Source organism: Agarivorans sp. Toyoura001 (genome assembly GCF_005405585.1).
Classification (GTDB): Bacteria; Pseudomonadota; Gammaproteobacteria; order Enterobacterales; family Celerinatantimonadaceae; genus Agarivorans.
Genome location: NZ_BJEQ01000024.1, coordinates 33,528 through 59,244 on the forward strand (window position 1 = coordinate 33,528; position 25,717 = coordinate 59,244).

The 25,717-nt window shown below is 44.7% G+C and carries 20 protein-coding genes and 1 pseudogene; 11 read left to right on the forward strand and 10 right to left on the reverse strand.

Features of this window, described 5'->3' with window-relative positions; all coding sequences use genetic code 11:
* Window positions 1–37 precede the first annotated feature (37 nt).
* Together FFR00_RS19895 and FFR00_RS19900 are read right to left on the reverse strand one after the other, a co-directional pair.
* Window positions 38–1,117 (reverse strand): BMP family ABC transporter substrate-binding protein, encoded by a 1,080-nt coding sequence (locus FFR00_RS19895; protein ID WP_137675168.1) that lies wholly within the window; start codon window positions 1,115–1,117, stop codon window positions 38–40.
* 345 nt (window positions 1,118–1,462) lie between these two features.
* Complete coding sequence (locus FFR00_RS19900) at window positions 1,463–4,708, reverse strand: RICIN domain-containing protein (protein ID WP_161985212.1); 3,246 nt, start codon at window positions 4,706–4,708, stop codon at window positions 1,463–1,465.
* A gap of 716 nt (window positions 4,709–5,424) precedes the next feature.
* Between FFR00_RS19900 and FFR00_RS19905 the strand changes: the two genes are divergently transcribed.
* The 5 genes from FFR00_RS19905 to eutC all read left to right on the forward strand — a co-directional run bounded on the left by FFR00_RS19905 (window position 5,425) and on the right by eutC (window position 10,638).
* Window positions 5,425–6,807: a nucleobase:cation symporter-2 family protein gene (locus FFR00_RS19905; protein WP_137675170.1), complete on the forward strand. Its 1,383-nt coding sequence runs from the start codon at window positions 5,425–5,427 to the stop codon at window positions 6,805–6,807.
* A gap of 192 nt (window positions 6,808–6,999) precedes the next feature.
* Window positions 7,000–7,503 carry a hypothetical protein gene (locus tag FFR00_RS19910; protein WP_137675171.1) on the forward strand — a complete coding sequence of 168 codons (504 nt, stop codon included), beginning with the start codon at window positions 7,000–7,002 and terminating at the stop codon, window positions 7,501–7,503.
* Between the two features lie 172 nt (window positions 7,504–7,675).
* Window positions 7,676–8,215, forward strand: coding sequence for a nucleotidyltransferase family protein (locus tag FFR00_RS19915; protein WP_137675172.1), 540 nt, complete (start codon window positions 7,676–7,678; stop codon window positions 8,213–8,215).
* Between the two features lie 213 nt (window positions 8,216–8,428).
* Window positions 8,429–9,823, forward strand: a complete 1,395-nt coding sequence (locus FFR00_RS19920) for an ethanolamine ammonia-lyase subunit EutB (RefSeq protein ID WP_137675173.1) — start codon at window positions 8,429–8,431, stop codon at window positions 9,821–9,823.
* Window positions 9,820–10,638 (forward strand): ethanolamine ammonia-lyase subunit EutC, encoded by an 819-nt coding sequence (gene eutC, locus FFR00_RS19925; RefSeq protein ID WP_201798781.1) that lies wholly within the window; start codon window positions 9,820–9,822, stop codon window positions 10,636–10,638. Before FFR00_RS19920 ends, eutC begins: the two co-directional genes overlap by 4 nt.
* Before the next feature lie 137 nt (window positions 10,639–10,775).
* Here eutC and FFR00_RS19930 read toward each other — a convergent pair whose 3' ends face one another.
* Complete coding sequence (locus FFR00_RS19930; RefSeq protein ID WP_137675174.1) at window positions 10,776–12,089, reverse strand: 6-phospho-beta-glucosidase; 1,314 nt, start codon at window positions 12,087–12,089, stop codon at window positions 10,776–10,778.
* Between the two features lie 120 nt (window positions 12,090–12,209).
* On the opposite strand from FFR00_RS19930, the gene FFR00_RS19935 reads away from it, so the two are divergent.
* A complete protein-coding gene (locus FFR00_RS19935) occupies window positions 12,210–13,160 on the forward strand; it encodes a LysR substrate-binding domain-containing protein (RefSeq protein ID WP_137675175.1) in 951 nt (316 codons plus the stop codon).
* Between the two features lie 153 nt (window positions 13,161–13,313).
* On the opposite strand, the gene FFR00_RS19940 is transcribed toward FFR00_RS19935, so the two are convergent.
* The 5 genes from FFR00_RS19940 to FFR00_RS19960 all read right to left on the reverse strand — a co-directional run bounded on the left by FFR00_RS19940 (window position 13,314) and on the right by FFR00_RS19960 (window position 19,267).
* Window positions 13,314–13,799, reverse strand: a complete 486-nt coding sequence (locus FFR00_RS19940; protein WP_137675176.1) for a GNAT family N-acetyltransferase — start codon at window positions 13,797–13,799, stop codon at window positions 13,314–13,316.
* A gap of 57 nt (window positions 13,800–13,856) precedes the next feature.
* Window positions 13,857–15,536, reverse strand: a complete 1,680-nt coding sequence (locus FFR00_RS19945) for a bifunctional UDP-sugar hydrolase/5'-nucleotidase (RefSeq protein ID WP_137675177.1) — start codon at window positions 15,534–15,536, stop codon at window positions 13,857–13,859.
* 152 nt (window positions 15,537–15,688) lie between these two features.
* Entirely contained in the window at window positions 15,689–16,618 is a 930-nt protein-coding gene (locus tag FFR00_RS19950; protein ID WP_137675178.1) for an ABC transporter permease, read from the reverse strand.
* Entirely contained in the window at window positions 16,618–17,724 is a 1,107-nt protein-coding gene (locus tag FFR00_RS19955; RefSeq protein WP_137675179.1) for an ABC transporter permease, read from the reverse strand. The genes FFR00_RS19950 and FFR00_RS19955 overlap by 1 nt, the downstream gene beginning before the upstream one ends.
* On the reverse strand, window positions 17,717–19,267 hold the full coding sequence (locus FFR00_RS19960) for an ABC transporter ATP-binding protein (protein WP_137675180.1): 1,551 nt from the start codon (window positions 19,265–19,267) through the stop codon (window positions 17,717–17,719). The genes FFR00_RS19955 and FFR00_RS19960 overlap by 8 nt, the downstream gene beginning before the upstream one ends.
* A gap of 280 nt (window positions 19,268–19,547) precedes the next feature.
* Between FFR00_RS19960 and FFR00_RS19965 the strand changes: the two genes are divergently transcribed.
* The 5 genes from FFR00_RS19965 (at window position 19,548) to FFR00_RS19985 (ending at window position 25,121) form a co-directional block, all read left to right on the forward strand.
* Window positions 19,548–20,177 (forward strand): TetR/AcrR family transcriptional regulator, encoded by a 630-nt coding sequence (locus tag FFR00_RS19965; RefSeq protein WP_137675181.1) that lies wholly within the window; start codon window positions 19,548–19,550, stop codon window positions 20,175–20,177.
* Window positions 20,178–20,253: 76 nt separating this feature from the next.
* The gene (locus FFR00_RS19970) at window positions 20,254–21,642 is read left to right on the forward strand and encodes an 8-oxoguanine deaminase (protein ID WP_137675182.1); all 1,389 of its coding nucleotides are present in this window, start codon (window positions 20,254–20,256) and stop codon (window positions 21,640–21,642) included.
* Window positions 21,643–21,650: 8 nt separating this feature from the next.
* Window positions 21,651–22,562: an allantoinase PuuE gene (gene puuE, locus FFR00_RS19975; RefSeq protein ID WP_137675183.1), complete on the forward strand. Its 912-nt coding sequence runs from the start codon at window positions 21,651–21,653 to the stop codon at window positions 22,560–22,562.
* A 250-nt stretch (window positions 22,563–22,812) separates the two neighbouring features.
* Window positions 22,813–24,018 carry a DUF1611 domain-containing protein gene (locus tag FFR00_RS19980; RefSeq protein ID WP_137675184.1) on the forward strand — a complete coding sequence of 402 codons (1,206 nt, stop codon included), beginning with the start codon at window positions 22,813–22,815 and terminating at the stop codon, window positions 24,016–24,018.
* Window positions 24,015–25,121 carry an alanine/ornithine racemase family PLP-dependent enzyme gene (locus FFR00_RS19985; RefSeq protein ID WP_137675185.1) on the forward strand — a complete coding sequence of 369 codons (1,107 nt, stop codon included), beginning with the start codon at window positions 24,015–24,017 and terminating at the stop codon, window positions 25,119–25,121. The genes FFR00_RS19980 and FFR00_RS19985 overlap by 4 nt, the downstream gene beginning before the upstream one ends.
* Here the strand turns inward: FFR00_RS19985 and FFR00_RS21680 are convergent.
* Window positions 25,114–25,281: a hypothetical protein gene (locus tag FFR00_RS21680; RefSeq protein WP_154675883.1), complete on the reverse strand. Its 168-nt coding sequence runs from the start codon at window positions 25,279–25,281 to the stop codon at window positions 25,114–25,116. The genes FFR00_RS19985 and FFR00_RS21680 overlap by 8 nt on opposite strands.
* A gap of 301 nt (window positions 25,282–25,582) precedes the next feature.
* A pseudogene (locus FFR00_RS19990) lies at window positions 25,583–25,717 on the reverse strand (integrase core domain-containing protein); the annotation flags it as partial.

Consider the following 25,717-nt stretch of genomic DNA (forward strand, 5'->3'; position numbering starts at 1 on the left):
GTGAGCCCAGCTAAACGCTGGGCTTTTAAGTCAAATGCTACTTTGGAATGGTGGCGTCGATACCTTCTACGTACCACATCACGCTGGCTAGCTCTTTGTCGTTTAGAGTTTTACCCGCCGGGATAACTTCCTTGCCTTGGTTGTCTTTCATCGGGCCAGTGAAAGGATGGAATTGGCCAGACTTAATTTTGGCTTCTGAACTACTAATGGCGGTTTTTACCTCTTCGGGTAAGGTTGGGTTAACCGATACCACCTGGAGGATTTCTTCAGCAAAACCACCCCAATAATCTTCTGGCTTCCAAGAACCGGCCATCACTTCTTCTACAGTACGAATATAATGTGGTGCCCACACATCTCGAATTGAGAACATATGTGCGGTAGGGGCAAAATGACTCATGTCAGAGGCTTGGCCAATGCCCATCATGCCGCGTTTTTCTGCTGCGATAAGTGGCGCGGGGCTGTCGGTGTGTTGCAAAATAATGTCTACGCCTTGGTCCATTAAGGCATTGGCAGCGTCGGCTTCTTTACCGGGGTCGTACCAGGTATTTACCCAAACAATTTTAATTTGTACGTCTGGGTTAACGCTTTTAGCACCAAGGTATACCGCGTTAATATCGCGAATGACTTCTGGAATAGGGAAGGAGGCAATGTAACCAATAACGTTAGTTTTGGTGGTCATGCCTGCCGCTACGCCCGATACATAACGTCCTTCATAGGTACGAAGTATGTAGGTAGAGACATTTTTGCTGCGCTTGTAGCCAGTGGCGTGTTCAAAACGTACTTTAGGAAAACGCTTAGCCGCTTTAATAGTGGGGTTCATAAATCCAAACGAGGTAGTGAATATCACATCGTGGCCCGATTTTGCCAGCTGAGTAATCACTCGCTCGGCATCAGCACCTTCTGGTACATTTTCAACAAAAGTGGTGCTTACTTTGCCGCCAAAGTGTTGCTCCATCTCGATACGACCTTGATCGTGTTCGTAACTCCAACCGTGATCACCTACTGGGCCAACGTAGACAAAACCTACTTTTAGTGGCTCGTCTGCTGCCATGCTAGCGGGGGCAAGTAAACTGCTTACAGCAAACGCCGCTGCGCTTATCCATTTATTTAGTTTCATTAAGAACTCCGTTTCTATTTCGGCGGTGAGGTATTGATTAGTGATAGCAAAAAGCTGGCCACTTGGTCATGTTTTTTTGATTTAAGTCAAAAAAGCCCATTTGCACAAGCTTTGTTGAGATTACTGGTAATAATTGTTACGGGGCTAGTGGCTGTTGATTGTTAAATAGTGGTGCAGCGTTTAATTGAAAACGCACCACACTTAGGCATTCAGCACAGTTTAGCTTTTACCAAGCATAGTTGATGTAGCCAAAATGTTGCGGCTGTGATTTATAGGAACAAAAAGGAGAGGGGAACTAGCCGCTGGCTTGATGCCGCGGCTAGTGGTTTTGCTTTATTTTGTGCTTTATTCTACAAAGCGTATTAGTTGATTAGCTTGACTACCACACTGCCACTGCTGAATAGCAGCAGCTTTGTTAGCGCTGGCATTTTTTACATCAATACAGGCGTTAGATTTTTTAGCGCGCAGTTCAAACCAGCCGTTTTGCTTGTCTACTAACTTCCAAGCTTGGTTGGGGTTATTTGCTCCACAATTGTATTGCTGAATGGCCGCGCCATTGGCTTGACTACCACTGGTTAAGTCCACACACTTTTCGCTTACTTGTGCTTTAATCGCAAACCAATTATCACCTAAGTCGGTAAACATAAAACGCTGGTTAGTATTTTGAGTATTACAGTCCCATTGGTGGTATTGGCTGCCATTTTCAGTTCTACCGTTGGCTACGTCCATGCACTTATAGCTGTGTTTAAACTGTAGGTTAGTCCAGGATGTTGGTGGGGTAATGCCTTCTGCAACAACGCTTAAGTCGTTTATTTGGTCGCTAGCTATATTACTTTGCCATTCGGTACCTACTGGTCGAATGCTGTTTTTAAGCGTGTAACCATTTGACGCTACAGGTATGTCATCTAATTCAAGATTTAGCTGAGCAATGCCTTCGCCTGCCTCTACCGTAGTGGTAGCTTGGGTCAGCCATTGATCGTTTAACCACAGCTCTACAACTATATCACGCTGTTCAGTGGCGCTATATTCAACATCGAATTGCTGTTGCTGAGCATGCGCTAACATTTTCTCGGTTACGAGCAATTTAGTGCTGTCTTCGCTAGGAAGAGCATTCACAATAGTAATGTTAGTGATTTGCTCAAAATCGATGTTTTGTTGCCACGAAGCACCAACCGGGCGAATAGACCCTTTAAGAATGTAGGTGGTGCTACCTATCACAGGTGCAGTGCCTAGTTTAACGGTAACGCTCGCTCGGCTGTCACCGGGTTTCACAGTGGTTTTGCCGGCTGCTAGCCAATTGTCATCATTCCAAACTTCAACGACTAGGTCGCGCTCTATCATTGCCGAGTAATCTAGTTCAACGGTGTATTGCAAGGCGCTAGTTAACTCACTGAAGCTGTCTACAAATACTAGTTGATCGAAGCCTGCGCCATTATCATCTTCAATACTAATGTCGTTGATTTGGCTTTGTTGAATAATGCTGGCAACGTCGCCGCCTTGCGGGCGGATATTGGTTTTGAGTATGTAATCCTCTTCACCTGCTTGAGTCGGCGCATTTAAGCTGATCTCGAAGGTTTTACTGCCTTTACCAGCGGCTACATTTTGGGTTTGTCCTGCTAGGTAGGTTTGGCCGTTCCACAGCGATACCACAAGATCACGGCTCATAGAGGCTTCATAGTTCACCGTTACGGCGTAATTACTACCAGGTGCAAGGCTGATGATTTGTTCTGCAAAGCTAATTTTGTCTTCGTTTGTGGTGGCATTGCTTTGGTTATGAACCTCTAAAACTACCGAGCTAACACGGCCGTCAGAGTCAGGGAAGGTAAGGCTAATGGTGTTATTTTTCGCCAGCAGTTGATTGCTTACAGGTATGCGTAATGTACCAAAAAAGTCATCTCGCGAGCTTTGGTCGCCACCTTTCCAGTTACTGGGTACCGAAACTGCGGTGCCATTTACTTTCACAATTGGCTGCTTTGATTTGTTGTGTTTACGGCCAATACTCACTTTAAGTATCGAATCGCCATTCGCTAAATCAACATTGTTAATGTCAAAGTTAAGCACTTGATTAGCTGTAATTTTTTGCAGGTTAGTACTGCTGTAATAGTTGTTTACCTTAACGGTATTATTTAATTCAAGGTTTCCGTTGAAGCGATAAGCCAATACTACGGTTTCACCAGGAATTAAATCTACAGAATTAGGTGTGTTAATGCTGGCTTGGTCTTGGTAAATAGGCGCTTTGTTGGTATAAATCTTTAAGGATTTTTTACTCACATTGGCAATACTGCCAAAGCTATTTACAAAATCTAAGTTCACTTGTTGATTGCTTTCAGACAAGCTATTTAGCGCTACGTAAGCGGTATTACCATCAACAAAAGCATGTACTTGTACATCTTCATAATCAGAGAGTGTTTTTACCCGTAGGCCTTTTACCTCAGACCATAATTGGTAGAAGTGGATCCGCGGTGTCCAAAAGAACTTGGTGGGTTTGCCATTCACAATACTGGTGGGATCGGGGCGTGATACTACGGCTCCGTACGGTTCCCAGTTATTGGCAGCGTTATAGTGCCAAGCGGCTTTACCAGTAATAAACGGAATAGACGTAAGCAAACGGTCTTGGCGGTCTATTAGTTGAAATAACATGTTGTTAATTGAGCGAACTGACTGCACGCTGGCAATGTCGCTGTAACTATCGCCATAGCCTTTTTCAATTCCACCGTATTCGGTAATGGCTAGGGGTTTAACTTGGTCCCACTTGTGGTAACTGTAGCTTTCAACTAAATCTAAGATTGCGTCTAAGTTACTGCCAGAACGCTGACTATTTGCTCCGGTTACGTTAACTCCATCGTATAAATGCACCGAAAACGCATCCATGTATGGACCTGCGCTATCCATAAACATCTTCATACGTGTATCAAAGTGTTTAAAGTCCCACAATTCCATGGATGGCCAAGCACCGGCATAACCAATTAACTGGGTATTGATGTTTTCTTGGTCAAACTTTTTGCCAATTTGCTTAAATAGCTCGGTAATTTTGCTACGCGCTAAATCGTCATCGATGCCAAATTCACCGGCATGTACAAAGGGTTCGTTGATTGGCTCATAGAAAATAGGGCGTGTGCTGTCGTCAAAGTAATATTTGAAGTAGTTGGCGGCCCATTCTGCGGCTTTTACCGGATCTTGGTTAGCTGCGAACGCATTGCGAGGGTGATCGGTAACGATGTAACGATCTGAAAAGTAGGCATAGTTTCTATGATTTTTAGTGTTAGCCACATTTTTTGCGCCGTTGGTTTTGGCGGTGGCTTCATTAGGGTAAGAATCGTGCCCTTTGTGCGCTGAGAAGGGACTCCAAAAGCCGCGACCAAAGCCTGCGTTTAGCTCGTTAGTTAGGTAATCTAATTCGTCACTGGTGACTTGGTTTTCTGAGTGGGTAGTATGTAGATTAAAGTACTTCTCTCGGTCTAACTTAGACACGCCACCAATAAATTTTTGGGTGCTTAAATCAATCGTAACGGTGGGTGCTGCATAAGACCCGCTGCTGACTAACAAGCTAAACGTCGCGCCGATCAGTGCCGAGGCAGTTGATAATCGCATTTGTATCTCCATGATAGTGTTTTAAAAAACATGTGGCATGGGTGTTAGTTAAATGCCTTGTTATAAGCCTGAGTCTTAGCGACTCAAGTTTGGCTACAACAAATCTAGTTTGCGCAAGGTAACACTCATATCATCCTGATATTGCTAAGCTTTGTCCCTGTATCTTATTACTTGCTTGGATTATTTTTATTGGGGGGCGAACTTAAACCAGTTATGGCTGGGCAAGATACTAGAACAGGCTTAATTGATATTTAAATTAAGAATTGAGTTTGTCACTAAGCTGTGAGGTATATCACGCAATATTCTTGGTTTTAGTGCTTACGTGTCGTTAATGAAAGACAGTTATCTGACTGTTATTTATAGTTTTTTAATGCTTGTTTATGATTAGCACTTTTAGTAACTCTAGTAATGGTAAACAGCAGAAAAACGGTTAAAGCTACCGGTTTAAACGATTCGCTTATTAGGCTTTTGGAAGTGACACCATGTGGTGCAGGGGTTGCTAAATTCGCACCAATATCACGCTGCTACAGATGTTTTTGCTGGCATATTTTACTCGGCATTATTTTCTCCCTTCGTGCTCTACACCTTTGATACAGGCGGCTTGTAGAACTCCCGAATGTTACAAAAAGGTAAACTGGCAAGTTTATTGCGTTATTAAACTGACTGAATGGTCAGGTTGGGCGGCGATAGCCGAATGTTAATGAACGGAGCCAAAGATGAAAACCGAAGCATCGCAGGAACTCATTTATACGCTAGACGAGCAGCCCAAAGCGGCCGAAGCTTTTTTTGCAGGATTACAGCATGTGTTGGCTTGTTTTGTTGGAGTGATTACCCCAACACTGATTATTGGTGGCGTACTAGGTCTAGGTGAACACATCCCTTATTTGATTAGCATGGCCTTGATTGTATCGGGTGTCGGCACCTTTATTCAGGCGAAGAAAATTGGCCCAATAGGCGCAGGCATGATTTGTGTCCAGGGCACTAGTTTTGCCTTTTTAGGCTCGGTATTGGCGGCCGGGTTTATTGCAAAAAGCCAAGGTGGCGGGCCAGAAGAAATGCTATCGCTTATATTTGGCGTATGTTTTTTAGGTGCCTTTATCGAGATATTTCTTTCTCAGTGTTTAGTGGCGATGAAGCGCATTATTACACCGCTGGTGACCGGTATTGTTATCACTATTATAGGGATCTCACTGATTAAAGTGGGCATGACAGATTTGGCGGGTGGCTTTAAAGCGCCTGACTTTGGGAGCTTACCAAACCTTGGTTTAGGGTGTGTGGTATTGGCGGTCATTATTGCTTTGAACCGCTGCTCAAATCCTTGGTTACGTTTGTCATCAATTGTGATTGGTTTGGCTGTGGGTATGTTGATAGCGGCAGTGATGGGCAAGTTGGACTTTTCAGCAGTGGGCACTCAACCTTGGGTGAGCATTCCTATGCCGTTTAAATATGGTTTTAGCTTTGATTGGGTGGCTTTTTTACCGGTTGCACTTATTTACTTCATCACCGCCATTGAATCTGCCGGAGATATCACCGCCAACTGCGCGATATCGCAGCAGCCAATTAAAGGCGACGCTTATTTAAAACGTATTCGTGGCGGCGTATTGGCTGATGGAGTTAACTCTTTGTTAGCGGCAACATTTAACACCTTTCCCAATACTACTTTTAGTCAGAACAACGGAGTGATTCAACTAACTGGCGTGGCTAGCCGTTATATTGGTTACTACATTGCGGCCATTTTGGTGGTGCTGGGTTTGTTCCCAGTATTGGGTGCGGTGCTGCAACAGATCCCTAAACCTGTGTTAGGTGGAGCAACCCTTGTTATGTTTGGTACGGTTGCTGCCGCGGGCATAAAAATCATCGCCAGTGAGGCACTTAATCGCCGGAAGCTACTCATAATGGCGGTGTCTTTTGGGGTAGGGTTAGGTGTGACGATGGTGCCTGATTTACTGCAACACGCGCCCAAACTGGCTCAAAATGTTTTTGGTTCTGCGGTGACTTCGGGCGGCTTAATTGCTATTGCACTAAGTTTATTGCTCCCCGAGGAACAGGTCGAATCGTCAAGTTCGGTGGAGACTTCTGCCCGCGATTCGTCTGGTTAAAGTTTGTTCATTAGCTAGCTTGAATAAACGGCGAGCTTTTGGCAGAATGACGACAGGTGCTAAAGGGGCGCCTGCCCGCCAAGAGGAACTCACCCTTAAGTACGATAAGTTTAGCGACCTATCATTACGACACTGTATGTCATTCTGAATATTGTTTTGCGGGGAACAACACAAGTATTTAGGAACATAGAGATGTTATCAGCTATTGAAGAACTTAAGATCCGCAGTAAAATTTTGCTTAAACAGCGTCATACCGCCAACTCACCTTTACCCGCCTTAGCCAAAGGCAAATCACCACAACTTAAACACGCTTTGTTGTATGTAGCACGCCAAGCGGGATTTAACGATTGGCAACACGCCCAAGCGGTATTGTCCTGTGAGCAAAGCGAGCCTAAACAACAAGATAGTGGCAAGTTTTGGTATTCCAATGCTTGCATGGCGTTGCTTAACCACTGGTGTGCTAGCTACCAAGAAGCTCTAGCACTGCAGACTAAAAGGGGCGGGGTAATACTGCCTTACAAAAGCCAGTTTGTGGTGGCCGACGGGGTGTATTTGCAAGCACTGGGTTTAGCCGCCAACGATCCCTTATGGGAAAGCCTTAACCATGATTGGTGCCAAGGTTCGCAAGCCGTTCGACAAGAATTAGCCTATAAGCGTTTATTAGCAATGCAAACTGCCCGTTATAAAGTGTGTTAAAACGTCAGTGATCCTTAAAACTAAAAGAGGTGAGTGTTGATCGCCTCTACTATTGCTTTTTGTCAGAATGTATAAATAGTTTTGAATCGCGCTTTTGTATTGGCCGTTTCGCTAAACAATGCCAAAGTGTTGCAAACGTGATTATTTATCAAACCTATCTCAAGACATTTTAATGCAAACGATTATCGAGTTAGTAAAACAAGATCTTCCTCGAGTACAGGCGCTTGAGTACGTTCAGGCCCTAAACTTGCCCGATTGCTATATTGCTGCTGGTTTTGTTCGAAACGTAGTGTGGGATCATTTGCATCACAAGGTAGTACCTACCAAGCTAAACGATGTAGATGTTATCTATTTTGATAGCAGCGAAACTGACCCTGACAAATATTTGGCCTATGAGAAAGTGCTTAGTAGCGCAATGCCTGGTTTAAATTGGCAAGTACGTAATCAAGCCATCATGCATAAACGCAATGGCGACCCGCAATACCTGAACTCATTAGATGCAATGCGTTATTGGCCTGAGAAAGAAACCGCGGTGGCAATTCGCTTGCTGGATAAGCATCGCTTCGAGTGTATTGCTGCATTTGGTTTTGACTCTTTGTTTAGGGCACAAATAAGCTATAACCCTAAGCGGCAGAGAGCGGTATTTGAGCAGCGGGTAAACGCGAAAGGCTGGTTAATCACATGGCCAAATCTACAGCTTATTTATGAGTAAAAGCAGATAAGTAGATACGAGCGTTCCACTTCTTCACACACTAAGCCTAGGCCATTGAAAGAGCAGATTATTCTAGCTATTGCTCTTACTGGCTTTTTGCTTGATGCTAATGATTCACTTGTTAATCGACAGGCTTAAACAAGTTTTTTACTGTGTTACTAAACTGATTCTTAGTGCGCCTAACAAGAACGCGCTAATTATGTAGGATACATAATGGCTGAATTTGTAATGAATGCGGGTGGGGAGCGGTTTCGTTTCGCCAGCTTAAAAGAGTTAATGGCCAAGGCTTCACCCTTGCGCAGCGGTGACCAATTAGCGGGTTTAGCGGCATTAAGTGACCATCAGCGAGTAGCGGCGCAAATGGCCTTAGCCGAGCTGCCTTTAAGCCATTTTCTTAATGAAGCTTTAATTCCTTACGAACAAGACGAAGTGACGCGACTGATTGTTGATAGTCATGATGCTCAGGCCTTTAAGGCTATTGCTCATATGAACGTGGGCGATTTGCGTAATTACTTGCTAAATGAGCAGGTCGGCGCGGCGGAGTTGGCGGCCTTAGCACCTGCATTTATGCCTGAAATGTTGGCTGCAGTTAGCAAGTTGATGCGTATTCAAGATCTCATTTTGGTTGCCAGCAAGTGTGAAGTAGTGACGGCATTTCGTAATACCTTGGGGTTAAGTGGAACCTTGTCGACGCGTTTACAGCCTAATCATCCTACCGACGACCCCGCTGGTGTGGCGGCGAGCATTTTAGATGGCTTATTGTATGCCAATGGTGATGCGGTAATTGGTATTAATCCCGCTACCGATAATTTGCAGGCTGTTACCACCTTAATGAAGATGCTGGATGAAGTGATTCAGCATTATCAAATTCCCACCCAAAGTTGCGTGCTTAGCCACGTAACTACCCACTTAGAAGCGATCAGTTTAGGCGCACCTGTAGATTTAGTGTTTCAATCTATTGCGGGTACCGAGCAAGCTAACCAAGGCTTTGGTATTAACTTAGCCTTGTTAGATGAAGCCTACATTGCAGCGCTATCGCTCAAGCGTGGTACTAAAGGTAACAACGTGATGTATTTTGAAACCGGGCAGGGCAGTGCGCTTAGTTCCAATAGTCACCACGGGGTTGACCAGCAAACCTGCGAAGCGCGAGCTTACGCTGTCGCGCGGCGCTATAAGCCCTTATTAGTTAATACCGTGGTAGGTTTTATAGGGCCAGAGTATTTGTATAACGGGAAGCAAATTATTCGAGCCGGTTTAGAAGATCATTTTTGTGGCAAGTTAATGGGCTTACCTATGGGCTGCGATATTTGTTATACCAACCATGCTGACGCCGACCAAGATGACATGGACATGTTATTAGTGCAGTTAGTCAGTGCTGGGGTTAACTTTATAATGGGCATTCCTGGCTCAGATGACATTATGTTGAACTATCAAACCACCTCTTTTCATGATGCCTTATTTGCTCGGCAGATTTCTGGGAAAAAACCTGCGCCAGAGTTTGAGGCTTGGTTACAACAGCAACAAATCACCGATGACCATGGCCATTTAGCACTTAAGCAGCAGTTGCCAAAAGCCTTTGATGTGGTGAGTAAGGAGTTGCGCAAGTGAGCGATGACAAATCTAACTCATTGGTGACTAAACCGGCGCTTGCAGAGTTGGTGATTGAGAACCCTTGGCGGTCCTTGCAAAAACACACCAATGCGAGAATTGCTCTAGGCAGAGCGGGCTCTAGCTTACCCACCAAGGCACATTTAGCTTTTCAATTAGCTCATGCGCAAGCGCGAGACGCTGTACTAATGCCTTTGGATTATCAACAGCTAGCGGAGGATTTAGCCCACTTTGACCTAGGTGTAAAACACCTCAGATCGCAAGCCTGTGATAGATCTACGTACTTACAACGTCCCGATTTAGGCCGGTTGCTTGATGAGCCATCGAAACAAACCTTAGCGAATGACCTCGCTAGTTACGATATTGTGCTAGTGCTGACCGAAGGGCTATCTTCTGCCGCAATTGGAGAAAACGCCAGCTCAATGTTAGCGGCTTTTCTGCCTAGGGTGGTTGGCTTAGGTTTATCTATCGCGCCATTGATAATAGTTGAGCAAGGCCGAGTCGCTGTAGGTGATGATGTAGCCCACGCCTTGGGAGCGAAAATGGTGGCAATACTGGTGGGCGAGCGGCCAGGTTTAAGCTCGCCCGATAGCTTAGGTATTTACTTCACTTATCAAGCTTATCCCGGCATTGAAGAAGCCAAACGTAACTGTTTATCTAACATTCGCTCGGCAGGCATGTCGGTTGACGACGCGGCATTTCGCTTAGCCTATTTAATTGAACAAGCTAATCAGTTGGGGTACTCAGGCGTGGAGCTAAAGGATAAAACTGAAAGCAGTAATGCCAAAGTAGGCCAAAACTTTCTACTCCCTTAAGCAAAGTTACAATAGAGTTGTCGACCTTAGAGGGTAAGTGCTCATTAGTGACCCTAAAGAGGCTATGTTTAGGGTAATGACTATCGATAATGGGGGGCTCAATGCCGCAACCCATTATCGATAAAAGAGGTGAAGGATTAACGGAACTGAGGCATGAAGTCTAAATTTTCGTCAATCGTTTCATTTAACGCTTCCTCTAAAATGCAGCCTGTTGTGACTAATGGATTCAGAATTAGCGCTCGGTGGGCAATATTACGATCACCTGTTACTGCTGCTTCAACGGTTAGTGTTTCAAACTCTTTCATCATTTGAATAAGGCGTAATGTATCTGAAGGGAACGGTGCAACGTTTAGTGGTACGGGGCCAGAGCGAGTAATCATACTACTTACTTCAACCGCACAATCATCTGACAGACCAGCTATAGTGCCATTGTTGCGTGTATTAACGTGCATGATGGTACGTTTGTCGTTGTAAATTGAGCTCATTAGCTCACAAGCTGCTTCAGAGTAATATTGACCGCCTCGTTTCTCTAGCTCTTTAGGTTTCTCGCTAAGAGCTGGATTACGATAGATATCGAACAGGCGTTCTTCCATTGCTTTAACTACTTCACCACGGGTGCCCTCGCCATTCGCCTCTACAATTTCTTGCTGCATGATATCTTGGCTAGTGTAGTAATAACGCAAGTAAGCACATGGAATCATGCCCATGTTACGCAGTAACTGTTCTGGCCAATCAAATGCCGGTATGTTTGCCGGAACCAGCGTATCGTTACCTGACAGCATCTCATCAACGATGTCTTCGAGTTTGTCTTGACCGTTAATAAGTACTTGTCGAGCAAAAATGAAGTGGTTTAATCCCGCAACTTGTAAGACAAAGTCTTGCTCGTTTACATCAAGCATTTTGGCAATGCCTTTTTGCATGATAACCGGCACATTACATAAGCCGACCGCTTTCACCTTGGTATGCTTAAGAATAGCTTCGGTCACCATGCCTGATGGATTGGTAAAATTGAGTAACCAAGCATCTGGACACAACTCTTCCATTTCATGGGCAATTTCAAGTGCGATAGGGATAGTACGGCAAGCATTAGCAAAACCACCAAGACCGTTGGTTTCTTGCCCAATCATGCCGTATTTTAGAGAAATACGTTCATCGCGAATACGACCTTCGAGACAACCCGCGCGGAACTGAGAGCAAACAAAATCAGCACCTTTTAAGGCTTCTTTACGATCCAGCGTGACATGCACATTTATGTGTTCCAAATTGTTTTTAGCGAGCATACGGCGTGTTAGATCACCGATAATGTTGACCTTGTCGTGGCCTTCTTCGATGTCTACCAACCAAAGTTGACCGATAGGAAGTTCGCTGCTGCGATGAATTAGGCCTTCAATAAGCTCTGGAGTGTAACTCGAACCAGCACCAATAATGGTGATTTTAAGTTGGTTTTTCATATGAGGATTCTCTATACGGATTAATTGAGTTAATTAAAAGTCTTTCCATTAAGGGCGACAAACTAAAATATATGTTATATACATTAGCTACACTAATTCATAAGCATAATGTTTAGTTTAATGGACAAAAAACAACAGCAACTCACCAACATGCACACATTCAGTGTGGCGGCTAAGTTTTTAAGCTTTACCAAAGCGGCGGAAGAGTTGTTTATTTCTCAGGGGGCGGTAAGTCAACGAATCAAGCAGCTAGAGCTGCAACTCGGCTTTATGTTGTTTGTAAGGCTGACAAGGCGTTTAAAACTCACCGTAGAAGGAGAGCGCTTACTACAAGCGCTTAATCAATCTTTTGACCTGATTTTTTCTGAGATAGACGATATTAGGTTTAAGGAGTTAAGGGGAGAGTTGTATCTTGGCGTTGCGCCGACATTTGCGCAAAGCTGGTTGTTAAAGCGTTTACCTGAATTTCAAGCGATGTACCCCAATTTGAATATCAAGCTAAGAGTGAAGGCGAGTCCGTTAAATTTTCAACATGAACCAGTGGATTTGGCTATCTATTATAGCGAGAGGCACCACGCTGAGTTTTTCAGCCAAAAGTTATTTGATGAATACATTACTCCGGTTTGTTCGCCTAGTTATTATGAGAATCAATTGAATACTGTTGATAACAAAGAGCCACTTGAAAGTAACCAGCTGTTAGCTGAAAATTTTAGTGACCTGACTTTAATCCATTGTTCTGAATCGCTTGAATCGAACCAACCTCAACATGAATGGAAGTTATGGCTTGGAAAGCAAAGTGATGAGCAAGTGAAACGATTAGTGCTTCCTGAGGCTAGCATGATAGTTAACCATGCCGACATGGCAAATTCAGCCGCGAGTTACTCAATGGGTATGGCGATGGGAAGAATTGCGCTAATAGAAGAAAAGTTGCATACGAAGGCGCTAATCGCGCCTTTTGAAAGCGTATCTTCAGGGCGTGCTTATCATTTAATTTGCCCTCAAGGTCAGCAAACAAGGCCAAGAAATAAAGCTTTTATTGATTGGTTGATGGCTTGCTTATCTAAGGCATAAGCCATCAACTACTACAATACTTGGTCAAACTGACTAACGGCTTAATATCTCGTAGCCATCAACAAAGGTGTTGTAAAACTGAGCCATTACTTGTTTACAGTGATTAGAGCAGTAAGCGTTGGTTGACGGAAATGTTTAGAAGGTTGCGATAGTTTAAGTAGCTAAGGTTTTAAACATAATTAAACAATCCACCAAGCCTTGTTCGCTGTGTTGATAACCATTGGGAATGGTACCGATAACATCGAATCCCAGCTTTTTCCACAGAGCAATGGCCGCCTCATTGGTAGAGACTACCGAGTTAAATTGCATGGCGCTAAAGCCGAGTTGTAATGCCTGCTGTTGAGAGTGCAAGCACAGCTGCTTAGCGATACCTTTGCCGCGAGCCGTTTCACTAACCATATATCCGCAGTTACACACATGGCTACCAGGCCCCATGGCATTAGCTTTTAGGTAGTAGCTTGCTAGTATTTCACCATTTTCTTCATATACAAAACACTTAGCTGGCAATATACACCAAAGCTCATAGGCTTGTTGCTCACTCATATTCGGATCAAAGGCGTAAGTCTGTTGGGCGCGAATCACTGCCTCGAAGCTTGGCCAGAAGGCGCTAAAATCCGCTTGGGTCATGGCTCTTATCATTTGAGTCGTCCTTTGGTATTCGCCGCTTCGCTTTGAGGAGTGCAGAGAGTTATGTGTTTACACTAACTGTTTTTGTTGGCTGGCAAAAGTCACAAAACTGTCGCTCATGGTCATGCCTAGGTCTTGATGATCCCAGCTATCGAGCAAGGCATGATAACCCTCTTTCCCCGCTAAGGTGTAAGCCGAAGAGACCCCTCGGTAGTTCTTTTTTAGCTCAAGCGCCTGCCACATATCGCCGCAGCGTAGTTCTACCTTGCTTACACGTTTGCCTGCAGGTTTATCACCTTGGTAGTGGTAACGCAGTTTGTAAAAGTAGGGAAAGCTGCCGTCTCCAGTGCCTAACAAGCCATTGTTCGTGGCGTTATCTATCGAGCTTTCAATAACTTGCAATAATTGTTTACCTGATACTAGATAGCTAACAATGGCAATTTCAAAGGGTAATAAACGGCCGCATATTTCCGCTTTAGTAAGTGGGCCCGCTTTTAAAGAAACACGCACACCGCCGGCGTTATGTAAGGCAAAATCGGTGGGCTGTTTGGCGTTAGCGGCTTGATAAAAACCTTGGCATACCAGTGGTGATATTTCACTGCCCTCGGGCAGTTGGCTGGTGGGCATTCTAGAGTGTAACAATGGCTTGCTCAGTGTAGTCACAACTTGGCGGCGCATTTCGTCAATTACTGGGCGATATTCTTGGTTGATGATCTTGGTCATTTGCTGATCATCAGGGTAATGGCTCACTAATGAACTCGCCGCCAAATAATCAGCAATTTGAGCGCGTATCTCGGGTGATACTGGCTGACCATGTTGCAAAGCTTGCCACTGGTTATCGATTAAAAAACTCACGCCGCCATCTACCGAAATAACCTTACCTTCGCTATCAAATTCTAAGCGCTCTAAGCCTATAGATTCAGCATGTTTACCTGCTTGTAGAATGAGGCAGCCATGATGCCAGTGCTGGCTTTGTTGAGTACTTTCAATACCCATTTCAGAGAAATCACCGGTTAAAGTGTGTGAGTGGCCACCAACGATCAGGCTTATGCCGGATACGGCTTCCGCTAAGGCTAAATCTCCGCTATGGCCTAAATGGCTTAATACCAAGATGTGTTTTATGCCTTGTTGTTGTAAATGCTTAATCGTTGCTTGAGTCGTTTCAATGGCGTTCAAGAAATGGCAGTCAGCATCGGGGCAACCAATGTTATGCATCAGGTCGTGGGTAATACCAATAATTGCCAGTTGTTTATCGCCTAAAGGCTTGAGCAGGTACTCAGCTATTTGTTGCTGATTATCGTAGCGATAGAGGTTTTTATGTGGCGCTAAAGGTTGAGGTTTATGTTGATCTTCTTGGCTTAAATCCATGTTGCCAGCAAGTAAGGCAAACTCAGCTTGATCAACAAATTGTGATACTGGCGCGTTACCAAGATCAAACTCATGGTTGCCAATGGTCATGGCGTCAGGCATAAGCAAGTTAAGTAAACGGGCGTTAGCTAAGCCTTTGAATTGGCTGAAATACAAACTGCCTTGAAAGCTATCACCTGCATGTAGCAATAAACTAGGTATCTGCTGTTGTTTCGCTATTTTTCGTTGTTCGGCTACTGCGCTAGCAATACGCGCATAACCTCCGCATTGCGCATCAATTTGGTAGCGTTGTCCATGTAAGTTGATGTAAAAATGGACTAAAGAAGACTCAAAATGGGAGTGGGTATCGTTGATATGAGCCAAGTAAAGCGAATAAGTCATAGAGTCTCCAACAAGCGGGAAGGCATGATACGCCAATTTATTACTTTGCTTGAACCATTCAGTGATATTTATTTTTTATTGGCGCTGTTAGTCACCAAAAGAACAAAGCCTCTAATAAATAGAGGCTTTGATTCAGCTTGATATCTAGAGAGTTAATGGCGTCTAGAATCAAAAGGTTTGGCCAAGCTCATGGGGGCTGCCAGCTTTTGCCGAATAGGGTTAGAGCTAATAATTACCATCACTACAATAGTGGCTACATAAGGCATCATTGCTAGCAAGTTGGGTGAAATGGTAAAACCGATACCTTGCATCACTAAGTGCAAGATAGACGCAACACCAAACAAGTAGGCGCCAACCATTAAGTAACCCACACGCCATGAGGCAAATACAACTAAAGATAAAGCAATCCAGCCGCGGCCTGCGGTCATGTTTTCCATCCACATTGGGGTGTAAGAAAGAGACATATAAGCGCCTGCTAAACCAGCAAATGCACCACCAGTAAGTACCGCAATATAGCGAACTTTTATCACTTTAATGCCTAAAGCGTTGGCCGAGTAGGGGTTTTCGCCTACCGCTCGTAAGGTTAAGCCTGCACGTGTTTTGTTTACCACCCACCAGCATATTGCTACCAATACAAAGCTGCCATAAACCAGTATGTCGTGGTTAAATAGCAGCGGTCCAACAAAAGGAATGTCGCTCAGTAAAGGGATCGCAATGGGCTTAAATCCATTAACGGTAGAGCCCACTAAGCTTGCGCCCAAAAAGGCACTTAAGCCTGAACCAAAAATGGTTAAGGCCAGGCCAGTGGCTACTTGGTTGGTATTTAAGTTAAGTGATAGTAGCGCAAAAATACCCGCCATCATCATGCCTGCCACCATGGCAAGCAACAAACCTAAGGCTAAATTGCCACTAAAGTAAGCACCGGCAAAACCGGCCATGGCACCCATTAACATCATGCCTTCTTGGCCTAAGTTAAGTACGCCCGATTTCTCGCAAATCAATTCGCCCAAGGCAACTAGCAATAACGGTGTGCCTGTTTTGATGGCTGCCACCAAAATTTGTTGAAACAGTTCCATGTCCATTAAGCGGCTCCTTGCTTGGTGCTAACTGGGGCAGTTTGAGAGTTTGATTTATTGGGCTGCCAGATGATTTTGTAGTGAATGAGAAAATCACACGCGAGTAAGAAAAACAGCAATATACCTTGGAATAGGCCAGTAATTGCTGTAGGCATACCCAACTCAATTTGGGCTAAATCGCTGCCCATGTATAAAGTCCCCATAAAGAAGGCCGCGAAGATAATGCCAAAGGGGTTAAGCCTGCCAAGGTAAGCCACAATAATGGCTGCATAGCCATAGCCTGGCGATACTTGCGGAATGAGCTGACCAATGGGGCCGGTCACCTCTGCCACGCCAGCAAAGCCTGCTAGCGCACCAGCACTCAGCATCACGCTCCAAATAATAAACTTACTGCTGTAACCGGCGTATCGCGCGGCCGGTTGGTCTGAGCCAAATACGCGCAGCTGAAATCCCGGTAAGGTGCGGTACAAAATAATCCCCGAACCAATGGCAAAAACTACCGCTAATACAATGCTGATTGAGGCACGACCATCTTCCATAATGGTGGGGAGCAATAACGCGTCGGCAAATATGGCTGACTCTGGAAATCCAAAGCCTTCAGGATCAATAAGTGGGCCGTGTACTCCCCATAGCAGCAAATACAAACCAATGTAATTAAGCATAATCGTGGTAAGAATAAGGTTGGTGTGGAACAGCTGATGCAGCAGGGTAGGTATAGCTGCCCAAAACATGCCAGCCACCGCGCCGGCGAGCAGCGTAATGGCTAACCAGCCATAACCTGAATCATCATTGGCTTGCAGCGCAAAATATGAGCCCACCAACGCGCCAACTAGCAATTGTCCTTCGGCACCAATATTCCAAATGTTCGCTTTGTAACACAGCGCTAATCCGGTGGCACACAATAACAAAGGCGTGGTTTTTACCATTAATTCGCCTAGGTTATAGCTGTCGCTAAGCGGACCGATAATGAATACTTTAAATGCGGTGGTGGGGTTAATGCCTAAGGCCAAAAACATAATGCTAGATACCAGCATAGTGAGCACAATCGCAATCAGTGGTGACAGCCAAGACATCAGTTTGGAAGACTCTAAACGCGCTTGAGTTTTAAGCATGTTTTACATCCTCCTGCGGCTTATCTTCATTCATGAAGCTGCCAGCAATCCATTTACCTACCTCTTCAATGTTGGTTTGCTCGGTGTGTACCGCATGTGATAACTGCCCTTCGTATAAGGCGGCAATGCGGTCTGAAATCATGAACAATTCATCAATATCTTCCGATACCACTAAAATGGCCGCGCCGTTATCACGCAGCTCAATGAGTTGGCGATGAATTGAACTGGCTGCGCCTATATCTACCCCCCAAGTAGGGTGAGCACAAATCAGTACTTCTGGGTTTTGATCCACTTCGCGACCAATAATAAATTTTTGTAGGTTACCGCCCGATAAGCTCTTAGCTTGCGCGTGGGCGTTGTGGCATTTCACGTCGTTGCGGTGAATAATCGACTTGGCTAACTCAACCACTTTATGCGGCAAAATGAGACCGCGATTCACCAAGCCCTTGCGCGCGCTAGTCAGCAAGGTGTTGTCGGCTAGGCTCATGTCTGGCACTGCACCTTGGCCTAGGCGATCGGCTGGCACGTAACTCATGCCCAGTAAGCGCCGTTCACCAGCATTTAGCTTGGCCACCTTGCGGCCATTTATTAGTATGCTGCCGGCCTCTGCTCGAGTATCTTCGCCACTTAAGGCTTCTAATAGATCTTCTTGGCCATTACCGGCTACGCCAGCAATACCGAGTATTTCGCCTTTATGCAGGCTAAGGTTTACCTTTGTGAGTCCGGTACCAAAAGGATTAGTAGGCGGTACGCTTAAATCTCGGGTGACGAGCAGCTCGTCGGAGCCAATGGTTTTATGGTAGCGCTCCGACAACACGGCTTCACTGCCAACCATCATTCTGGCGATAGAATCTGGTGTTTCATTAGCGGGTACACATTCACCGTTCACTTTGCCGCCGCGCAATATTACAGCCCGGTCGCACAATGCAGTGACTTCTTTCAGTTTGTGGCTAATAAATAAAATGCTGCAGCCTTCACTGGCTAGCGTGCGCAATACTTTAAATAAACCGGCGACTTCTTGCGGGGTGAGTACCGAAGTCGGCTCATCAAGAATCAGCAGTTTAACGTTTTGAATTAAACAGCGAAGTATCTCTAAGCGTTGGCGCTCGCCAATGCTTAAGTTATGTACGTAGCGGTCTGGGTCTACTTTCAGCTCGTAGGCTGCGCTGAGTTCAATTATTTTGGCGCGCAAAGTGGCTGCGTCTTTCACAAAGCCTGCATCAAGGCTTAGCTCTATGTTCTCCTGCACGGAGAGGGTTTCAAATACCGAGAAGTGTTGAAAAACCATACCAATGCCCATGCTTCGTGCCATATTGGGCGAGCGGATCACTACTTCCTTTCCTTGCCAAAGTAGGCTGCCTTCGTCTGCCTGTACGACGCCGTAAATCATTTTAACTAGGGTAGATTTTCCTGCACCGTTCTCTCCAAGTAAGGCCAGTATTTCCCCTTTGGCTAGCGTTAAGCTCACTTTGTCGTTGGCCACTACGCCGGGATAGCGCTTAGACACTTGCCATAACGACAACAAGAGATTGTCTTGTTTCATTTTGAGTCCATTCTTGTTTTTCTATCGATCGGTAAGCCATTTGCATTGCATAAATCTGACCAAGTGTTCAACTTCACTATTGTAGCTAATAAGTTGCAATTGTTTGTTTTTTGTTGTGCTTAGTTGGTGCGAAGTATGGCAATAAATGGCGCTTTATGGTGCGTTCATGGCTTTTTTTAGCAAACTGCAGTTTGCACTAGTGATTTATAAGTTAATCATTAATAATGCTTTCGTAAGTAATATGAGGCTTAAAAAGGTGGAACAAGGAGAGTGACTCAGCATGGCTAAAGCTACGGCAACCCAAAGTGGCGCAATTAGAAAAAAGAATGAAAAGGTCATCTTAAAAGCGGCGACCAATGAGTTCGTGAAACACGGTTATCAAGGCACTTCATTGCAAGCCATTGCCGATAGAGCTGAGCTGCCAAAAGCCAATATTCTCTACTACTTTAAATCTAAGCAGGGTTTGTATCGCGCCTTGTTAGAAGACATTCTTGCCATGTGGAATGACGCATTCGAACATACCACCGCCGATGATGACCCGGCCGTGGCTATTAGTGCTTATATTCGCTCCAAAATGCGTTACAGCCGCAGCCACCCTAAAAGCTCACGTATATTTGCCATGGAAATTATCCAAGGTGCGCCTAACCTAAAAGACAATTTGCAGTTTCCCGTTATTGAGTGGAGTAAGCAAAAATGCAGCTTGATTCAAACTTGGATAGACCAAGGAAAAATTCAGCCCATTGAACCGATTTATCTATTATTTTTGATTTGGGGAGCGACGCAGTTTTACGCGGATTTTGATACTGAAGTACGAATGATTCACGGTAAAGCCTTAAGCGTTGAAGAGTTTAGCCAAGCTGAACAAAACTTAGTGGATATTATTCTTCGTGGTATTGGTTTAACGTCATAAATTTATTTTCTTGAGCGCTTGGTCAGCTTTTTGCTTATCCTTTTAGCTATACGCTTAAAAGGATAAGAGCAGCCAAATGCTTGCAAACAACCCATCAGCCAGTAAAACTCTGTGGATAAAGAATCCCTTAGCTGTTTTTAGTGGGGCATTAACTGGCCCTAACGCCGAGCGTGACTTAGCCGGTGGCTTAGTGATTCAAGGTAGCCAAATTATTGAATCTGTGGCTGCCGGCAAACAGCCCACTGTTACCGTAGACCAACAACTAGACGCCAGCGACATGGTGTTGCTACCTGGCCTTGTTAATACTCATCATCATTTTTATCAAACATTGACCCGGTGTTTACCCGCCGCTATTAACCAGCCTTTATTCCCATGGCTTAAAACCTTGTACCCCATTTGGAGTGGTTTAACACCCAAGCATATTGAGCTAGCCACTGAAATAGCCTGTTGGGAATTAATGCTAAGTGGTACGACTACGGTGGCCGATCATCACTATGTTTTTAATCACGCCCTTAGTGAAGCAATAGACATACAAGCGGAGGTAGTGGGGCACTTAGGTGTGCGCGCTATGCTAACGCGCGGCAGCATGAGTTTGTCGCAAAAAGATGGCGGCCTACCGCCTGACAGCGTGGTACAAACCGAGCAGCAAATCCTCGACGATAGCCTACGTTTAATAAAGCGTTATCACGATGCCAGCAACGGTAGCATGCTGAACTTGGCGTTAGCGCCATGCTCGCCGTTTTCGGTTACCGAGGCATTAATGTGCGAAACCGCCCGCTTAGCTAAGCAGCAAGGTGTGCGTTTACATACTCACTTAGGCGAAACTATTGATGAGAACGACTTTTGCTTAGAAAAGCTGGGCATGCGGCCAGTAGATTACTTAGAGCATTGTGGCTGGATGGGCCCACAAACATGGCTTGCTCACGGCATTCATTTTGATGAGCGCGAGATACAGCGCTTAGGTACCGCTCAGGTTGGTATTGCTCATTGTGCTACGTCTAATATGGTGTTGGCGTCGGGCATTTGTCCAACGCTAGAGCTAGAAGCCGCTGGCTGCAAGGTAGGTATAGCGGTAGATGGCTCTGCTTCTAACGACAGCTCGAACATGATTCAAGAGTTACGTCATTCGCTTATGCAACAACGCTTGCGTTATCGCGCCGACCAGATCTCTCATCATCAAGTACTGAACTGGGCAACCCAAGGCAGTGCAGCGGTGTTAGGGCGCGACGATATAGGCGTATTAGCGACAGGCAAACAAGCCGATATTGGTTTATACAAACTAGACGGGCTTAACTTTTCTGGCGCACACGACCCATTAGCAGCGCTAGTTTTATGTGGTGCGAGTCAAGTGAGTAAGTTAATGGTGGGCGGTAAGTGGGTGATTGAAGATGCCGAGGCCACTCGTGAGCAATTAAACCAACTTAAGGCACAGCATCATCAATTAGCGCGTCAGCTGGTGGGTTAGGAAGCAACATGACAGATAAAAAAAATAAGCAAGATGACTACCCCAGAGATTTAGTCGGCTATGGCCAACATTCCCCTCAGGCCAACTGGCCAAACAAGGCTAAAATTGCCCTGCAGTTTGTGGTTAATTATGAAGAGGGCGGCGAAAACTGCGTATTACATGGTGATAGTCATTCCGAGAAGTTTTTATCGGAAATTGTTGGGGCAGAGGCATATCCCGATCGCCATATGAGCATGGAGTCTATTTACGAATATGGCAGCCGCGCTGGATTTTGGCGCTTACATCGTTTGTTTGTAAGCCAAAATATTCCGGTTACCGTATTTGCGGTTGCCATGGCGCTGCAGCGCCATCCAGAAGCGGTAAAAGCAATGTTAGATGCTAATTGGGAAATTGCCAGCCATGGTTTAAGATGGATTCACTATCAAGATTTTAGCGAGCAGCAAGAGCGTGAACACATAGAGCAAGCCATTGCTATTCATCAACAAACTACTGGCTCGAAACCTAAAGGCTGGTATACCGGCCGCACCAGCCCGCATACCCTAAAGTTAATTGCCGAACGTGACGATATTCTCTATTGCGCTGATAGCTACGCCGACGACTTACCATATTGGGACAACAACTACAGCAAACCCTTGTTAATGGTGCCCTATACTCTAGACACCAACGACATGCGCTTTGCTACCCCACAGGGCTTTAACAGCGGCGAGCAATTTTACCAATATTTAAAAGATGCTTTTGATGTGTTGTATTTCGAAGGAGAAACCACACCCAAAATGCTTAGTATTGGCTTGCATTGCAGAATAGTTGGGCGGCCAGCTAGGCTAGCCGCGTTGCAACGGTTTATTCAATATACCCAGCAGTTTGAAGGGGTGTGGTATGCCACACGAGAGAAAATTGCAGAGCATTGGGTGAATAAGTAAAGGCCTTTGAGTATTTGCTGTTTTCTTCATAGTAAGTATGTAGGTTATTTGACCTGAGCATTATCGGGGACGCGCAGTAGCGTCATCTTCACCTCAAAGTGTTGGTTTTGAATTATTTCCTTCCTGATGCTTGCGGTGTGTTAGTATGTTTTTTCTCCCTACCGCTTAGTAGGGACTTCTTTTCTTTTCCGAACTTACATCTCGGCACTCCTTAGTCGCCCTCCTAAGCCTTATCCACAAGGCTTTAGTTATGTCCAGCTCTACAGTAAATTTGCCAAATGCAACTCAGTTTAACAGTAATGAAGCATTAGAAATTGACCTAATTTCGACGGATTACCCCGCCGTTGCTCCGCTCTACGAATGCTTAACCCCTTTAATACCTTCGGCCATTGTTTTTTGTGAGGGTAACTTTGGAAAAACCGATGGGAAAACTGCCAATGGTTTGGTTAGGCATTCGCAAAACTATCGAATACTGTCGGTTATTGATAGTCAGTCTGCTGGCTTAGATTCTGGCGAGTTGCTCGACAATAAGCCAAATGGCATTCCAATAGTAAGTGATATTGAAGAGGCAATAGCCCTTGCCGAAACTGTCCCCGATTACTTTATTTTTGGTATTGCACCGTCTAGTGGGTTGTTGTCCCACGCTGAAAAAGACATGATTTTGCAAGCCATGTCGCTAAACATGAATATTGTTAATGGCCTGCATGAGTTTTTGAATGATGACCCCATTTTCAAGCAAGCAAGTATTGCCAATAACGTGCATATTCTCGATATTCGTAAACCTAAGAAGCAAGAAGACTTGCACACATTTAGCGGTAAAATCCATGATGTTAATTGCCCAAGGGTAGCAGTAATGGGAACCGATTGTGCATTAGGCAAGCGCACTACCGCCACAATACTCGCAGAGAAACTGAGAGAAAAAGGCCTAAATGTGGTGATGATTGCAACTGGTCAAACAGGTATTATGCAAGGTGCTGCTTACTGTGTGGCTTTAGATGCCGTTCCCTCGCAGTTTTGTGCTGGAGAGCTAGAAGCAGTGGTGCTAAAGGCTTATCAAAAAGAAAACCCTGATATTATTATTGTTGAGGGGCAAGGTGCTTTGAGCCACCCGGCATTTTCTACTAGTTCATTTATTTTGCGCGGCAGTTGCCCTACAGGGATAATCTTGCAGCATGCACCTAAGCGAATGTATAGAATAGATTTTCCTTCTATGCTTGTGCCTTCTATTGCATCTGAGATAAACCTTATAGAGACCTTTGCAAATACTTCCGTTATTGGCATTTCATTGAATCACGAGGGAATGTCTAACGAAGAGATGTTGTTAGAGATCTCCGCTTACACCAAAATGTATGACATGCCGGTGACAGACCCTCTTACTCAGCCTACGCAGAAACTGGTGGAAATGGTGTTAACCGCTTACCCTTTATTGGCGCAAAAACTGGTCGACAGTAAGTGAGTTACCCAAGGGTAAACATTGACTGTTACAAAATTCAGCATAATGCCCGGCTGCTGATTCGCCAACTGGCAAAGAAAAATATATCAGTTACCCCGGTAACTAAAGTGTGCTTAGGGCATCCAATTATCGCGAAACTGTTGCTCGATGCTGGGGCAAAGATGTTCGCCGATTCGAGAATTGAAAACATTAAAAGAATGGTGGAGTCGGGGATTAGTATTCCAAAAATACTGATTCGCACCCCCATGCTTAGCCAGGCTGATGAAGTTGTAAAATACTGCGATATTAGCCTTAACTCAGAAATTAAAGTTATTGAGCGGCTTTCCCTAGCGGCCACCCAGTTAAATGTAAATCACGGCATCGTAATTATGGTGGAACTGGGCGATTTAAGAGAGGGGGTAATGCCTGATCGAGTGATCAATTTTATGCGTAAAGTTCTACCGTTACCCAATATTACGATTAGGGGGATAGGAACAAACTTAGCCTGCCGTTACGGGGTTGCACCCGATGACCAAAAGATGAAATTGCTATCTGAACTTGTGGATGAAGCCGAGAGCGTTTTTGGGCTCAAACTGGATGTGATTTCCGGGGGAAATTCTGCGTCAATTAACTGGGCTTTAGACAATATTGAGAAAACTCGAATTAATAACCTGCGTGTTGGCGAAGCGATTTTTTTAGGCTGTGTGCCAGCTGAGCAAGCGCCAATAGAGGGTTTATATACAGATGCCATTACCCTAAGCGCAGAGGTGATAGAGGCCAAGGTTAAACCCACTTTTCCTTGGGGAGAGCGAGGAATAAATGCCTTTGGCGAAAAAGAGTACGTTAAAGATAGAGGGGCAGTTGCCCAAACCATTTTAGCTTTAGGACGACAAGATGTTTGTGTTACTGGGCTTAAACCACCTGATGGCATAAGTGTTGTTTCCTCGTGTAGTGACCATCTCATTGTTGAAGCCCCCAACGCGTCGCTAATGGTAGGAGAAAAAGTAACATTTGCACTTGAATACAGTGCTTTTTTAGCATCAATGTCTGCTGCTTCAGTTAATAAAGTATTTAATAATCAGCCTGTTGTATATGAGTCGTCGATGAGTTGTATTTGTTCTAATTAGTATTGGTGCTTATTCTTGAAAGGTTGGTGGTAACGAGAGGTTTGTTAGACACCACTTTGTTACCACCTATTACATACTGATAAACTTCATAACTATAGTCAGATAGTTGCTCTTGGCTGAGCCCCTTTTTAACTAAGGTGTTTAAGTAATCGTGAGTCAACTTTTATTCCTTTATTACTCATAAAGCTTCCTATCTTATTTGAGGTTTTACTTTAAAAACATCAGTCGCCGTTTATTACAACTTTGATAAAGCCACATTGGATACTGTTTTAAGTTCTAAAGCAGTATCCCATAACAGTAGTTTATATTTATATTATTATCATTAAAAATAACAAAAAGGTCATTTATTGCAACTGAAGACTTCGTATTGTTGTTCTCGGGAGCTTCAATGTGGCTGTTTAGCAGGGGAAAGAATTAGTGAGTATATTTAACTGACCCGTCCTAAAATAGGTTGACGGTTTTTAGGCCCGCTCCAGTAGCTGGCCTTTTCTATTATGCACCTGATTGGGCGTTTCCATATTTAAACTCAGGTGCGGTCTCATCGTGTTGTATATCGCTATCGATTCTTTTACAAGTCTCTTTAGTTCTTTCAGTGT